The sequence below is a fragment of the Kribbella sp. NBC_00662 genome, from assembly GCF_041430295.1.
Lineage (GTDB): Bacteria > Actinomycetota > Actinomycetes > Propionibacteriales > Kribbellaceae > Kribbella.
The window spans coordinates 25,517-39,311 of the sequence record NZ_CP109029.1; the positions used below are offsets into that span (position 1 = coordinate 25,517).

The following is a 13,795-nucleotide window of genomic DNA, read 5'->3' on the forward strand; positions in this document are numbered from 1 at the left end:
CCGACCCGATGTTACGGGAGAATCACTCTCCGAGTTCGTAGATCACGACCTTGCCGATGCTGTGTCGGCGGACGGCGAGCTGGTCGAGTGCGGGCGAGACCGGGCCGTTGCGCGTATCGGCGTACAGCCAGCGGACGCCGTACTGGTCGTGCATCCGACGCAGTACATCGGTGGTCGGCGCGGCGAGGGCCTCGTTGGTGAGGGCGACGCGGTCCGGCCAGGGCGACGGCTGCTCGGTGTAGCGGCGGCCGCCGTTGCCCTGCTTGGCCATCGCCTGGTTCGTGTACGCCCAGCCCTCGATCAGCGTGCGACGACCGGCGATCCCGCTGACGAGATATCCACGCGCATCGCAGCCCGGCGCCGTCGTACCGGCGGGACGGCACCACGTGTTGGTCGCGACCACGTCGGTCGGCGCCGAGTGCTCGCCGAGCCACAACGCTGCCTCGGCCTCGTCCGGATAGACCCACCAGCGCGCGGCCCGATATGTCGGCGCCTTCTCGGTGTCACCGCGGACGGCGCTCTGCAGGAAGGAGCTGATCGGCGCCGTCGACAACAGCACGAGTACGACGAACATGCCGCCGCCTGCTTGCCGGAAGAACAACCGCCACGCCGCGAGCAGGACAAGCGTGATGCCGAGGACCACGAGCAACATCCGCGTGCTCAACCACAGCGACCGACCGGTCGACGCGGCCGGCACACCACGCGCCCAGACGAGCATGCCGGCGTACACGATCGAGAGCGCGAAGGCGGCGATCGCGATCGGGATCGGCCGACGGGCGGCGCGCGCACTGGTCGCCGCGAACCATCCGGCTCCGGCCAGGCTGAACGGTGCGGCCGTGTAGACGAAGTACGACTCGCTCACCGAGGGGTGGTCGATGAGCAGGTAGCCGGCCCAGCCCGCGATCATCGCGCCGAGCAGGAACCACGCGGCCGGATCCTTGCGGCCGACGACGCCGAACCCGGCCCAGGACATCGCCTGCAGTGTCAGCAACAGACCGAGCAGGAGGCTGAGTGTGCCGAGCACGTGGCCATGTGCGAGCGCCGGGAGGATCAGACCGCCGTCGCCTGGTTGCGTGGTGTCGCCGGTCGCCGCCGTGTAGACGGGCAGCGACTTGAGTACGGCGAGGAACTGCAGCCGCGATCCACTGGTGCTTCCGGCCACCGTCAGGAAGGTCACTGCACCGACCAAGAGCAGTGCGACTGTCGTACCGATCAGACGCCACGGTAGGCGTCGGGTGGTGATGAGTAGGTACAGGGCGGCCAGGCCGACTGCTGCGACCAGCAGAGGAAGCACAGTGGGCTTCGAACCGCCGCCGACAACTGCAACGGGCACAGCCAGCAGCCACAGCCACCTGGTGCCGCCCTTGAACAGGAGCTCGATCAGGAACACTGCAACCGCGACGCCGGCGACCATGCCGAACGTCTGCGACGGACTGAGCAGGCTGACCGGCGGTGCGAGGTTCACGCTGGTGTCGACGAGCAGGAACAGTTGTGGAGCGGCCAGCGCGAGAGCCGCGAGTACGCCGGTCCACCACGTGCGGCTGACGGTCCGGGCCAGTGTCGCGCAGACGAGTAGTGAAACGACCAGCCAGGGCAGGACCCACAGTCGGAACAGCACGACCATCGGAGTCAGTCTTGTGGTGTCGACTGCGGCGGCCATATCGGCGTTCGCGAACCAGTGGTACTCGAGCCGCTCCCCCACGACCTGCGGGATCTCGGGCGGCACCGTCCGTGTCAGCTCGTTCACCATCGACAGGTGGTAGAGGAGGTCCGGGTAGTACGCCTCGCCGTGCGGCGGCATCGGGTGGTACGCCATCACACCGAGCGTCACTGCGCCCATCATCACCGCGGCGGAGACTGCCAGTCCCCAGGTCCATGCCGTGGGCAACGGCTTCGGGTCGGCGATGCGCCAGTGTCTGCGGCCGAAGATTGCGAAGCCGATCAGGACGAGCGCCGGCCAGACGATCAACCAGCGTTGCCAGCCGAGCGCGGTGAAGATCGCCCAGCCGATCAGCTGCCAGGTCGCGCCGACGACCGACCCGAGTCCGAGATCCTCGGCCCAGTTGCCGGTACTGCGCCAGGCCGCGCGGAGCAGGAGCGTGCCGGGCAGCGCGATCGCCAGCGCGAAGTACGCGGCGTACTTGACGAGCGGCCCCGGTCCGACATCGCCCAGCGAAACGAACCCGCCGGCTGCCACCAGGATCGGCAGCAGCCACGGAAGCGTCCTTCTCATCTCTCCGAGGGCGCCTTGTGATGAATCGGTTCCTGATGGCCGTGGTCGCCGAGGCTGTCGTACCCGACGAGGAACTGCGGTCGGCGCTGACTCGACTGGAACAGGCGCGCGACGTACTCACCGAGCAGGCCGAGGCACAGCAACTGGATCGCGCCGATCACGCTGACCGCGAGGACGGTCGACGTCCAGCCGGGAATGCTCCGGCCGGTCAGCTTGATCACCAGCGCACCGACGACGAACAACCCCGACATCGCACCACCGAGCAGACCCAGCCAGGTCGCCAGCCGCAGCGGCGCGGCGGAGAACGCGGTCACGCTGTCGAACGCGAGCCGCAGCATCTTGGAGAAGTTGTACTTCGTCGTGCCGGCGGCTCGTTCCGCCCGGACATATCGCACCTCGGCGCTCGGGAAGCCGAGCCACGGGATCACCAGGCGGAAGACCCGCCCGTCGTCCGGCAGCGCGTTCACGGCATCGACCACGCGCCGCGTCACCAACCGGAAGTCGGCCGCGTCGAACGGGATGTCCTTGCCGACCAGGCGGCACATCAAGCGGTAGTACAACCGGGCGCTGGTCCGTTTCGCCCACGAGTCGCTGGAGCGGTCGGAGCGTACGCCGTACACGACGTCGACGTCCTGTTCGTTGACCGCCTCGAGGAACTCGGCGATGACCTCCGGTGGATCCTGGAGGTCGGCGTCGATCGTGACGACGTACTGACCGCGGGCGCGCCGGAAGCCGGCCGACTGGGCGGCCTGGTGACCGCTGTTGCGGAGCAGGCGGACCACCCGGAGCTGCGGCCAGTCCTCGGCGGCCGCGAGCAGCAGGGCCGCGGTCTTGTCCCGGCTGCCGTCGTCGACGACGAGCAGTTCGTAGGTGATCCCCAGACCGTCGAGCAGCGGGTGCATCCGCTCGAAGAAGATCGGCAGCACCTCCTCCTCGTCGTACATCGGTACGACGACGGAGAGCTCGGGGTGCGGGTCCCGCATCGGGTCACCTTTCGGATCTGAGGTGGTTGACCTTACTCGTGTGCTCAGGGGGAGATGGCCACCGCGCCGGTTCGGCGGGGGTCGCCGACGGCGAGGAGGCCGTCGGTCGGGTCCCAGAACGCTGCCGCGACGCCGCCGAAGTACATCGAGTGGGGCGGCATCGGACGGGTCGGGAGCGCGGTCGAGCCGGAGACCGCGAGATCGTCCTCGTAGTCGACGACGATGTCCTCGCGGACGCGGACATGCAGGCGCGGATGCTCGACGGCTTCGCGGAGCGACAGGCCTCCATGGGTGTAGAGCGCGTAGACCTGGGCCAGCGCGGTCGGGATCCGGTCGGAGCCTGGTGAGCTGATGGCGAGGACGGCGCCGTCGCTCTCGCGGCGAGCGACGCTCGGCGCCATGTTCGACGTGAGGCGGGTGCCCGGCGCGAGGCTGTGCGGGCCGCCGTGCAGGAGCTCCTGCTCGCCGAGCGCGTTGTTCAGCCAGATGCCGGTGCCTGGTGTGAGTACGCCGGAGCCGTAGCCGGACGAGACCGTGATCGCGCAGGCATCGCCTTCGTCGTCCACGACCGAGACCGTCGCCGTGCTCGGTGAGGTCAGGGCGCGCAGGTCGCCGGCCGCGGCCAGGTCGAGCAGCTTCTGGCCTTCGAGGCGGCGGACGTCTTCTTCGTCGAGCTCCGCGAGCCGCCGTCCGAGCACGGCGTGCTGCACCTCGACGAGTCGCTCGATCTCGAACTGGTTCCAGCTGCCGTCGGCCGGGACACCGTCGAGCAGCGCGAGCATCGCGGCCGCGGCGACTCCCCCGACCGCCGGGGGCGGATTGGTCGCCAGGCGCCATCCGTTCTGCTTGACGACGAGGGCCGGACGGACGACGGCCTCGTACGCCGCGAGGTCCTCGGCGGTGAGGATGCCGTCGTTGGCGGCCATGTCGTGGATCAGGAGTTGCGCGAGCCGGCCGGTGTACATGGTCTCGGCGCCTTCGCGGGCGATCAGCTCGAGCGCTTCGGCGAGCTCGGGGATCACGACCGTGCTACCGGCCTTGATCACCTCGCCGTCCTCGTCGTGGACGACACCGTGGCTGGGCTGGTGCCAGCCGAAGATGATCTCGTGGGTGAAGCCGAGGTAGTAGCCCGACGTACGGCTCAGGGAGAAGCCGTTGCGAGCGACCTCGATCGCGGGCTGGACGACCTCACGCCAGGCCGCCTTGCCGGCCCGCCGGTGGGCGAGGTCGAGCGCCTTCATCCCGCCGGGGGTGGCGACGGAGCCGTGGCCGACGGTGGTCGTCGTACCGCCGCCGTAGTCGGTGGTGATGTCCCAGACACCCTGACCGAACCGCTCGCTCGGCAGGCCGCGGCCGGGCATCTCGACCCAGCCGTCGATCGTGACCGCCTCACCACCCGCGACCTGCAACGTGACGAATCCGCCCGAGGCCGGTGAGACCACGCCGATCTCGTTCACCATCGTGACCAGGGTGGCCGCGATGGCAGCGTCCACCGCGTTGCCGCCCTCGGCGGCGACCCGCACCCCGGCCTCCGCGGCGGCTTCGTTGGGCGCCGCGACCGCCACCCGCGGGTGACGGCCGCTCATCGCGCCTGCTCGGTCATGGAACTAGCCGACCCGTTGGACGGCGTTGAACCGGTCGACGGTGACCTGGACGGCGGCCTGCCGGGCGTCGGCGACCTCGTTCTCCTTCAGGGTCCGGTCCGGTGCGCGGAAGCGCAGTGCGAACGCGAGCGACTTCTTGCCTTCGCCGATCTGCTCGCCGGTGTACACGTCGAACAGCCGCACCGACTCCAGCAGCTCGCCCGCTCCCTCGGCCAGCGCTGCCTGCACGTCCGCCGCCGCCACGTCGGCCGCGACGATCAGCGCCACGTCCTCCTTGGCCACCGGGTACGACGAGAAGGGGTGCGCCGTGATCGACTCCGGGCCGGCCGCGATCAACGCCTCGAGGTCGAGCTCGACCGCACTCGACCGGGTCGGCAGGCCGAACGCCTGGCAGACCTTCGGGTGCAGCTCGCCCGCATGTCCGACGACCTTGCCGTTGACGGAGAACTCCGCGCAGCGGCCGGGGTGCCACGGCGCGAGCTCGACGTTCGTCACGACCGGCTCGACGCCGACCGCGGACGCGATCAGCCGGGCGATCTGGACCGCGTCGGCCCAACCGGCCGGGCGGCCCTTGCCCCACCAACCGGTCGGGATCAGCGAGCCGGTCAGCACTACGCCGACGTGCAGCGGCTGGTCCGGGAGTGCGTCGTACAGCGACTGGATCTCGGCGTCGCTCGGCCGGTGCGCGACCGACGGGAGCGGCGCGGGCTTCGTCTCCGCCTTCGGGAGGAAGACGAGGCCGGTCTGGAAGATCGCCAGGTCGGTCGCACCGCGGCCGACGTTGCGCTCGGCCGTCCGGAGCAGTGTCGCGAGCAGGGTGGTCTGCATCGACGGCTCTTCGTCGGAGATCGGGTTGACCAGCTTCACCGTCGTACGACGTGGGTCGTCGGCGGGCAGGCCCATCGCGTCGAAGTCCGCCTCACCCGTGAACGGGTAGGACACGACCTCGGTCAGCCCCGCCCCCACCAGCGCCGTCGCCACCCGACGCCGCCGCCGCTGCGAAACAGTCAGTCCCTGCCCACCGGGCGCGGCCGGCAGGATCGACGGCACGTTGTCGAACCCGAACAACCGAATAACCTCTTCGGCAAAGTCATTGGGATCCCGCAAATCCGGCCGCCACGACGGCGGAGTCACCGTCAGCAGGTCGTCACCTTCCACGTTGGCTTCCCCAACGGTTGCGGTGCCGACCCCGGCCAGCACCGGGGCGTGTACGCCGGCAGCCAACGGAGCGGCCGTCGCACCCGCAGCAGCAGCCTCGACCGTGCAACCCACCGACTCCAGATGACGAACCGTCTCCTCGAGCGTGATCGGGGTGCCTGCGACGCGGGCCGAGTGATCGGCTCGGAGGGTTACTGGCTCGGGCAGTGCATGGGTGTCCACGACGGTTTCGTCGGGGAGGGTGGTGCCGCCGGCGTACTCGGACAGGAGATCGGCTACCCGTTGGGCGGCGTACCTCGGGAGCAGCGGGTCGACCTCGCGCTCGAAGCGGCGGGATGCCTCCGACGACAGCTTGTGCCGGCGGGACGCCCGCGCGATGACGATCGGGTCGAAGTGCGCGGCCTCGATCACCACGTCGGTGGTCGCGTCGGAGATCTCCGTCGACGCACCGCCCATCACGCCGGCGACACCGATCGCGCCGGAGTCGTCGGTGATCAGCAGGTCCTCGACGTCCAGCTCACGGGTCTGGTCGTCGAGCGTCATCAGCTTCTCGCCGGCGTTCGCCCGCCGGACGACGATCTCACCGGACAGCCGGCCCTTGTCGTACGTGTGGATCGGCTGCCCGAGCTCGAGCATCACGTAGTTCGCCACGTCGACCCCGATCGAGATCGGCCGCATCCCGGACGCGAGCAGCCGCTTCTGCATCCACCGCGGCGACAACGCCTGCGCGTCGATCCCGGTCACCGTCCGCGTGACGAACACGCTGCACGCCTCGGCATCGTCGACCCGCACCGGGTAACCACCCGCCCCGGACCCGTCCAGCGTCAGCTCGGCGGGATCCTTCAGCGCAACGCCGTACGCCGTCGCTGCCTCGCGGGCGACCCCGCGGATCGACAGGCAGTACCCGCGATCCGGCGTCACCGCGATATCGAGCACGTCGTCGCGCAGCGCGAGCAGCTCGATCGCGTCATCACCCGGCGCGGCCTCACCCGGCTCCAGCACGACGATCCCGTGCGTACCGTCGTCGCCCAGACCGAGCTCCGCGCTCGAGCAGATCATCCCGTTGGAGACATGCCCGTACGTCTTCCGCGCCGAGATCGCGAACCCGCCGGGCAGCACAGCACCCGGCAGCACGACGACGACGAGATCGCCGACCGCGAAGTTGTTCGCACCGCAGACGACCCACTGCGGCTCGTCCTTGCCGATGTCGAGCGAACACCAGCGGACCGTCTTGCCGTTCTTCTGCGGCTCGTCCTCGAACGTCAGCACCCGGCCGACCACGAGCGGACCGGTCAGGTCGGACTCCTCGACGGTCTCGACCTCGAGGCCGGCCCGGATCAGCTTCTCGCCGACGTCGCGGCCGGTCACACCGGCCGGGAGGTCGACGTACTCACGGAGCCATGACAGTGGGACCCGCATCAGATCTCCATCCCGAACTGGCGGCTGAACCGCACGTCACCCTCGACCATGTCCCGCATGTCCTCGACCCCGTTGCGGAACATCAGCGTCCGCTCCAGGCCCATGCCGAACGCGAACCCGGAGTACCGCTCGGTGTCGATGCCGTTGGCCTGCAGGACCCGCGGGTTCACCACACCGCAGCCGCCCCACTCGATCCAGCCCTCGCTGCCGCAGGTGCGGCACGGGCGGTCGGGGTTGCCGACGGACGCGCCGCGGCAGACGAAGCACTTCAGGTCGACCTCGGCCGACGGCTCGGTGAACGGGAAGAAGTTCGGCCGGAGGCGCGCCTCGAGGCCCTCGCCGAACATCGAGACGACGAAGTGGTCGAGCGTGCCCTTCAGGTGCGCGAGCGTGATCCCTTCGTCCACGACGAGGCCTTCGACCTGGTAGAAGACCGGCGTGTGCGTCGCGTCGAGCTCGTCGGTGCGGAACACGCGGCCCGGGCAGATCACGTAGATCGGCGGCTTGCGGCTCAGCATCGACCGCGCCTGGACGGGCGACGTGTGCGTCCGCAGAACCTTGCCGGAGCCGGCCGGCTCGACGAAGAACGTGTCCTGCATCTGCCGCGCCGGGTGGTCGGGCTGGAAGTTCAGCGCGTCGAAGTTGAGCCACTCGGCCTCGACTTCCGGGCCCTCGGCGACGTCCCAGCCGAGCGCGGTGAAGACGTCCGCGACCTGCTCGGAGATCAGCGAGAGCGGGTGCCGCGCGCCGAGCTCGGGGGTGTGCCACGGCAGCGTCACGTCGACGCGCTCGGTGGCCAGCATCCGCTCCTCGTGCTCGGCCTCGAGGACGGCCAGCCGAGATGCGAAGCCCTCGTTGATCGCCTTCCGGGCCGCGCCGATCCGCTGACCGGCCTCCTTGCGGGCCTGCGGCGGCAGCGCGCCGATCTCCCGGTTGGCCAGCACGATCGGCGATTTGTCGCCGAGATGGGTGGACTTGGCCTCCTGCAGGGCGGCCAGGTCGGCCGCCTCGGTAAACGCCGTCAGTGCCTCGTCGCGGGTCCGCTCCACCTCTTCGGCATGCAGCGGCGTCACTTCGACCGGGTCGTAATCAGTGTTGGGACCGGACATGGCTCGCTCTCAATTCGGAACTTCTGCGAATTGCAGTCTAGAAACCCGAACCCCAAGAGCGTGAATCGGCTGTCCACAACCCTGTGGATCAGCCCATTTTGTATCTGCCCCGGACGATCGCGCCGAGGACCGCCAGCGCGGCCAGCAGCGCGCCGACGCCGACCGGCAGCAGGAAGATCGGGTACGCCGAGGGCCCCGGCGCGCGGTCTTCCAGGATGAGGCAGGCCGCCGCGGCCACGACGTACCCGAGGGCAAGGATCGTGGACACGACACCGGCGGCCTGCGCCCATTTCAGGACGAACCGATGCGATCTCCGCCAGCCGATCGTGAACGTCACGAGAGCCACCGGGATCAGCACCAGCGTGCAGGAAAGCATCAGATTCACGACCCCTTGCGCGTCACTCCCCTGCAGCATGCGCACATCGTGTCAGTGCACTGGGTCGTCCACCGGTGCCGGAGCGGAGTCCTCGACCTTGGCCTGTCCGCGCGGCAGGAGCGCCAACGCGACCACAGCACCCGCGATCGCACCGCCGGCTCCGACGGTCATCGAGATCGACATTGCGTCGATGAACGCATGCTTGGCGGACGCGAAGAAGTCCGGACCGAGCGCGAGGGTGTCCGCGATCGACTTCCGTGCTGCCTCCGGAACGGAGTCAGGCAGCGCCGAGGAGTACGCCGCCGCGAGCACACTGCCCAGTACGGCGACCGAGAGCGCCGCGCCGGTCTGCTGCACGGTGTCGTTCATCGCCGAGCCCACACCGCGGTGCTCTGCCGGAACGGCCTGCATCAACAGCGTGTACGCCGCCGGACCGGCCAGACCGCCGCCGATGCCCATCACCAGCAGGCCGATGATCAACAGCCCGTAGCCGCTCGAATCGGACACCTGCGTCAGGATCCCGAAGCTGCCCGCGATGATCAGCAACCCGAGGCAGATCAGCGTCCGGTCCGCGACCTTCTTCCCCAGTGCGGCGCCCAGCCCGTTGAACGCGGCCGCGGCAACGGCGTACGGAATCAGCGCCAGCCCGGCCTTCAGCGGGCTGTACCCGAGCACGAACTGCAGGTACTGCGTCAACGCCAGCAGCAACCCGCCCGCGGTGAACGACAGCAGCACGATCGAGAAACTCGTACCGCTGAAGCGGCGATCCCGGAACAGCGCGAGCGGCACCATCGGGTGCTCACTGCGCTTCTCCCACAGCGCGAACGCGGTCAACGCGACCACTCCGACGGCGAGACCGCCGAGGACCCGGGCGGAGCCCCAGCCATCCGCGGGGATCGACACGATCGCCCAGACGATCGACGCCATCCCGACGATCGTCAGCACCGCGCCGATCGGGTCGACGTCGCGCGCCGGACCCTTCGACTCCGGGATCAGCGCGAGGGTCCCGATGATCGCGAGCGCGGCGATCGGCACGTTCAGCAGGAAGATCGAGCCCCACCAGAAGTGGTTCAGCAGGACCCCGCCGATGGTCGGGCCGGCGACCACACCGAGCATCGCGACCATCGACCAGCCGGCCATCGCCTTGCGCTGCTCCTCCGGCGGGAACACGGTGAACAGCAGCGACAGCGTGCTCGGCATCAGCAGCGATCCGCCGACACCCATCAGGAAGCGGCAGGCGATCAGCTGCCACGGGTTGTCGGCCAGGGTCGCCAGCAGCGAGGCCGCGCCGAAGACCACCAGGCCGAGGAGCAGCATCTTCCGCCGGCCGAACCGGTCGGACAGGCTTCCGGCGGTCAGCAGCAGCCCGGCGAACGCCAGGATGTAGGCGTCGATCACCCACTGGATGTCCGCGGGTGTCGCGCCCAGATCGCGCATCAGCGACGGGATCGCCAGGTTCAGGACGGTGTTGTCGACGACCAGGACCATCAGGCTCAGGCACAGGATCAGCAGGATCCACCAGCGACGCGGATGCCCCGCCGCTGCGGAAGTCTCGGACGACTCGAACGGTGTACTAGTCACTCGCACACTGTACGACAAACTCGTACAGTGTGCGAGTGCTTTGTAGGATGGGTGCATGAGGGAAACGATCTGGACCCGGCAACGGACAGCTGCACCGGCGCGCGAGACGCTCAGCCGGGAGCAGATCGTGAAGAACGCAATGGAGATTCTGGACAGCGAGGGCGTCGGCGGGCTGAGCATGCGCAAGCTCGCCGCCCGGCTCGGAGCCGGCGCGACCAGCCTCTACTGGCACGTGCCGACCAAGGACGACCTCGTCGACCTGCTGATCGACCAGGTCTGGGGAGAGATCGACGTGCCCGAGCCGGAGCTGGCCGGGTGGCGGAGCGGGGCACTGCTGTTCGGGCACAGCCTGCGCTCCGCCGTACTGCGGCATCCGTGGCTGCCCGAGGTGATGTACACCAGGCCGAGCATCGGCCCGAACGCGATGGCGCTCGGCGAGCGCGGCCTGGTGCTGTTCGGAGCGGCCGGGTTCACCCCGCGGGAGGTCGACCTGGCGATGGGCAGCGTGATGTCGTACGTGCTCGGCACGGTCAGCGCCGAGGTCGCGACCCGCGAGATGGTCCGGAAGTCCGGCCGCTCCGAGGAGAGCTGGGTGAGCGAGATGCTCGAGCAGGCGCAGTCGGTCGCCGGTGACTACCCGCAGATGCAGGAGTCGGTCCGCCGCCGTACGTCGGTGAACCTTGACTCCGAGCTGACCGAGAACTTCGTCTTCGGCCTCGACGCCCTGCTCGACGGCCTGCAGTCCCGCGTCAAGAAGTAAGGCCGAACCACGGTTCCTTGGCCAGTTCCTCGTCCAATACCTTGCGATCGCCCTCACTCGCGACGAGCTTCGTCAGCTCACGAGCTTTCTCCAACTCCACGCGCGCGGCAGCCGTCTGACCGGTTGCCGCGAGCGCCCGAGCCAGCGCCTCGCGGGCGAAGGGCTCGTCCCAGTCAGCCATCTGCTCGGGGTGTGTCTCGATGAGCTCGAGACAGCGGCGCGCGTGCTGCAGCCCCACGTCGAGGCGTCCGATCCGGAGCGCCACCCGGGCGATCAGGTGCTCGCCGCGGGCGTGATTCGCCTCGTTGCCTGCCTCCAACCAGTGCAGGCAGGCGGCGTACGCGCCGTACAGCAAGCGCTCCTGGTCTTCCAGCGGGCTTGTCTCGTCGATCTCTTCGAGCAGGTCCCAGGTCTCGTTGTTGAGCTCGACGCCGAAGTACCGGTGCAGCTCGCGGCCCTCAACGAGCTCGGTGGCCACCTTCTCCATCAGCTCCGGCCAGCTCGCCAGCCCGTACTCCCGCGCAATCGTCAACTGCGCGTCCCGCAACGTGAAGGTCGCCTCGTCAAACGCCGGGTGATGCGCGCGAGCCCGCTCGATAGCATCGGGCCGGCCTTTGACGACCGCCTTACGGAGCTCCTTCGCCCGGGCGCGCAACTGGCTGAGGCTGGCCTTCGCGGGCAGCGGTGTAGTCGACATCAACAGTCCTTCCAGACAGCCCGCTCCGCTGAATCAGACCGTCCCGAAGGGTTCACCGGTCGACACAGGTACTACTCCCACCATCCAGGTGCACTCAGTGCTTGCCGCGGAGAAGAGGCGCCCTGGCGCGCGCTAGCCCAACGCTGACACGCGATACCCCACCCCGTCAATCAGCGTGGCAGATGGATCGGGTTGGTCCAGGCTCGATGGCCGGTTGCGTCCTCGACGGTGATACGGCAGTGGCGACCGCGGAACAACGACCAGGACAGGGTGCACTCGGTGAGGTCGGTGCCTTGGGCAAGCTCCGCGCCGGGGTGGCCGCCGGTGAGGAGGATCTTTGTGGCGGGTGAGCAGCGGACGACGATCGCGTCGCCCTCGAGGTGTACGTCGTACAGCTCGGGGCCGGTGCTGGAGTAGAAGTGGCCGGCCTTCAAGGCGGTCAGGAGCGCGTCCGGTTCGAGGGCTTCGGCGCGGACGTGCACCCAGGCCTGGCAGGGCGGCGGGTCCTGGGGTTGCAGGTGGGCGTCGTCGGCGGCGTACGTCGTGAGGCGGTGACCGCGATTGAGCAGGACATCGGCGAGGTGCCAGCTGTCGCCGCGGTTCTCGCGCTCGGACAGGGCGTTCTGGACCTCGATCGAGTGCGCTGCGTCGAGGCTCTCGGCGTCGGCCGCTGTCAGGAGTGAAGCCGACGGGTGGGCCATGCCGACGAACGCACCTGCGGCCCGCGCTCGTCTCGCCAGCTCAGGACCGGTCTCGGCGTCCGACGGGCGTGCGAAGTCCAGTGGCAGACCGGCAGCGATGATGTGCCACTGCTGACCGGCTTCCGTCCGCGGGGCGTGGAGTTCGGCGCCGATCAGCGTGGTGAATCCGTCCGCCCGCAGGTCCCTGGTGTCGGTGATCGGGTATCCGTACTCGGGCCGGAAGTGGTCGGTGATCGCAACGAAGTCGTACCCGGCGTCGCGGTACACGTCCGCGGTCTCGCGCGGCGATCGCGCTCCGTCGGACAGGTTCGAGTGGGTGTGCAGATTCCCGCGCCAGAACCGCCCAGGGAGATCGAACGTCATCGGCGTTGGGCTCGGGCTGAGGCGTAGAGGCAGACCGCGGCGGCGGTCGCGAGGTTGAGGGACTCGGCGCGGCCGTAGATCGGGACCTTCACGGAGTGGTCGACGATGGCGTTGATGTCGTCGGGCAGACCGTGGGCCTCGTTGCCGAAGAGCCAGACCGTGGGCTTGGCGAGCGTCCCGTCGTCGATGCACGTGTCGAGATCGGTAGCGCCGTACCCGTCGGCGGCGAGCACCTGCAGACCCTGGTCACGCCAGGACCCGACGGCCGTCGCGATGTCGACGTCGGTGGTGATCGGCACGTGGAAGATGCTGCCGACACTGGCCCGGACGGCCTTCGGGTTGTGCGGGTCCACGGACTCCGCCGACAGTACGACGGCATCCGCGCCGGCCGCGTCCGCCGTACGGATCAAGGTGCCGACGTTGCCGGGATCGCGGACCTGGACGCCGGCCGCGATCAGCTTGCCAGTGGGCGCGAACGGCACGGTGACCAGCGAGCAGACGGCGACGACGCCCTGCGAGGTGACGGTTTCGCTCAACGCCTCGACGGCGGCGCGGTTGACCTCGAACCACGGGACGCCGGCCGCCGCGGCCAGGTCGTGGAGATCACGATGACGGGTCGCGACCTCGGGTTCGGCGTACACCTCGACGACGAGTTCGCGATGCTCGAGGGCTTCCCGGACGGCCTGCGGGCCTTCGACCAGGAAGCGGCCGGCCTTGCGCCGGAACGCACGAGTGGCGAGCCGCCGAGCCTGCTTGATGCGCGCGGATTGCGCGGTCAGCAGACCGGGACTCGCCACTGTGGTGTAGGGGT

General features: G+C 69.3%; 11 protein-coding genes. 1 reads left to right on the top strand and 10 read right to left on the bottom strand.

Features of this window, described 5'->3' with window-relative positions:
* Positions 1–22: 22 nt before the first annotated feature.
* The 7 genes from OHA10_RS00095 to OHA10_RS00125 form a co-directional block, all read right to left on the bottom strand.
* Positions 23–2,233: a hypothetical protein gene (locus OHA10_RS00095; protein WP_371404083.1), complete on the bottom strand. Its 2,211-nt coding sequence runs from the start codon at positions 2,231–2,233 to the stop codon at positions 23–25.
* Positions 2,230–3,216 carry a glycosyltransferase family 2 protein gene (locus OHA10_RS00100; RefSeq protein ID WP_371404084.1) on the bottom strand — a complete coding sequence of 329 codons (987 nt, stop codon included), beginning with the start codon at positions 3,214–3,216 and terminating at the stop codon, positions 2,230–2,232. Before OHA10_RS00100 ends, OHA10_RS00095 begins: the two co-directional genes overlap by 4 nt.
* A gap of 44 nt (positions 3,217–3,260) precedes the next feature.
* Positions 3,261–4,802 carry a gamma-glutamyltransferase gene (locus OHA10_RS00105; RefSeq protein ID WP_371404085.1) on the bottom strand — a complete coding sequence of 514 codons (1,542 nt, stop codon included), beginning with the start codon at positions 4,800–4,802 and terminating at the stop codon, positions 3,261–3,263.
* A 21-nt stretch (positions 4,803–4,823) separates the two neighbouring features.
* Complete coding sequence (locus OHA10_RS00110) at positions 4,824–7,397, bottom strand: phenylalanine--tRNA ligase subunit beta (protein ID WP_371404086.1); 2,574 nt, start codon at positions 7,395–7,397, stop codon at positions 4,824–4,826.
* Positions 7,397–8,506: a phenylalanine--tRNA ligase subunit alpha gene (gene pheS / locus OHA10_RS00115; RefSeq protein WP_371404087.1), complete on the bottom strand. Its 1,110-nt coding sequence runs from the start codon at positions 8,504–8,506 to the stop codon at positions 7,397–7,399. The genes OHA10_RS00110 and pheS overlap by 1 nt, the downstream gene beginning before the upstream one ends.
* Before the next feature lie 88 nt (positions 8,507–8,594).
* On the bottom strand, positions 8,595–8,921 hold the full coding sequence (locus OHA10_RS00120; RefSeq protein ID WP_371404088.1) for a hypothetical protein: 327 nt from the start codon (positions 8,919–8,921) through the stop codon (positions 8,595–8,597).
* A 12-nt stretch (positions 8,922–8,933) separates the two neighbouring features.
* Positions 8,934–10,463: an MFS transporter gene (locus OHA10_RS00125; RefSeq protein ID WP_371404089.1), complete on the bottom strand. Its 1,530-nt coding sequence runs from the start codon at positions 10,461–10,463 to the stop codon at positions 8,934–8,936.
* 55 nt (positions 10,464–10,518) lie between these two features.
* On the opposite strand from OHA10_RS00125, the gene OHA10_RS00130 reads away from it, so the two are divergent.
* Positions 10,519–11,223: a TetR/AcrR family transcriptional regulator C-terminal domain-containing protein gene (locus OHA10_RS00130; protein WP_371404090.1), complete on the top strand. Its 705-nt coding sequence runs from the start codon at positions 10,519–10,521 to the stop codon at positions 11,221–11,223.
* On the opposite strand, the gene OHA10_RS00135 is transcribed toward OHA10_RS00130, so the two are convergent.
* From OHA10_RS00135 to OHA10_RS00145, 3 genes are all read right to left on the bottom strand, one after another.
* On the bottom strand, positions 11,213–11,920 hold the full coding sequence (locus OHA10_RS00135; RefSeq protein ID WP_371404091.1) for a hypothetical protein: 708 nt from the start codon (positions 11,918–11,920) through the stop codon (positions 11,213–11,215). The genes OHA10_RS00130 and OHA10_RS00135 overlap by 11 nt on opposite strands.
* Before the next feature lie 170 nt (positions 11,921–12,090).
* A complete protein-coding gene (locus tag OHA10_RS00140) occupies positions 12,091–12,984 on the bottom strand; it encodes a CehA/McbA family metallohydrolase (protein ID WP_371404092.1) in 894 nt (297 codons plus the stop codon).
* Positions 12,981–13,781: a TrmH family RNA methyltransferase gene (locus tag OHA10_RS00145; protein ID WP_371404093.1), complete on the bottom strand. Its 801-nt coding sequence runs from the start codon at positions 13,779–13,781 to the stop codon at positions 12,981–12,983. Before OHA10_RS00145 ends, OHA10_RS00140 begins: the two co-directional genes overlap by 4 nt.
* Between the last annotated feature and the right edge of the window lie 14 nt (positions 13,782–13,795).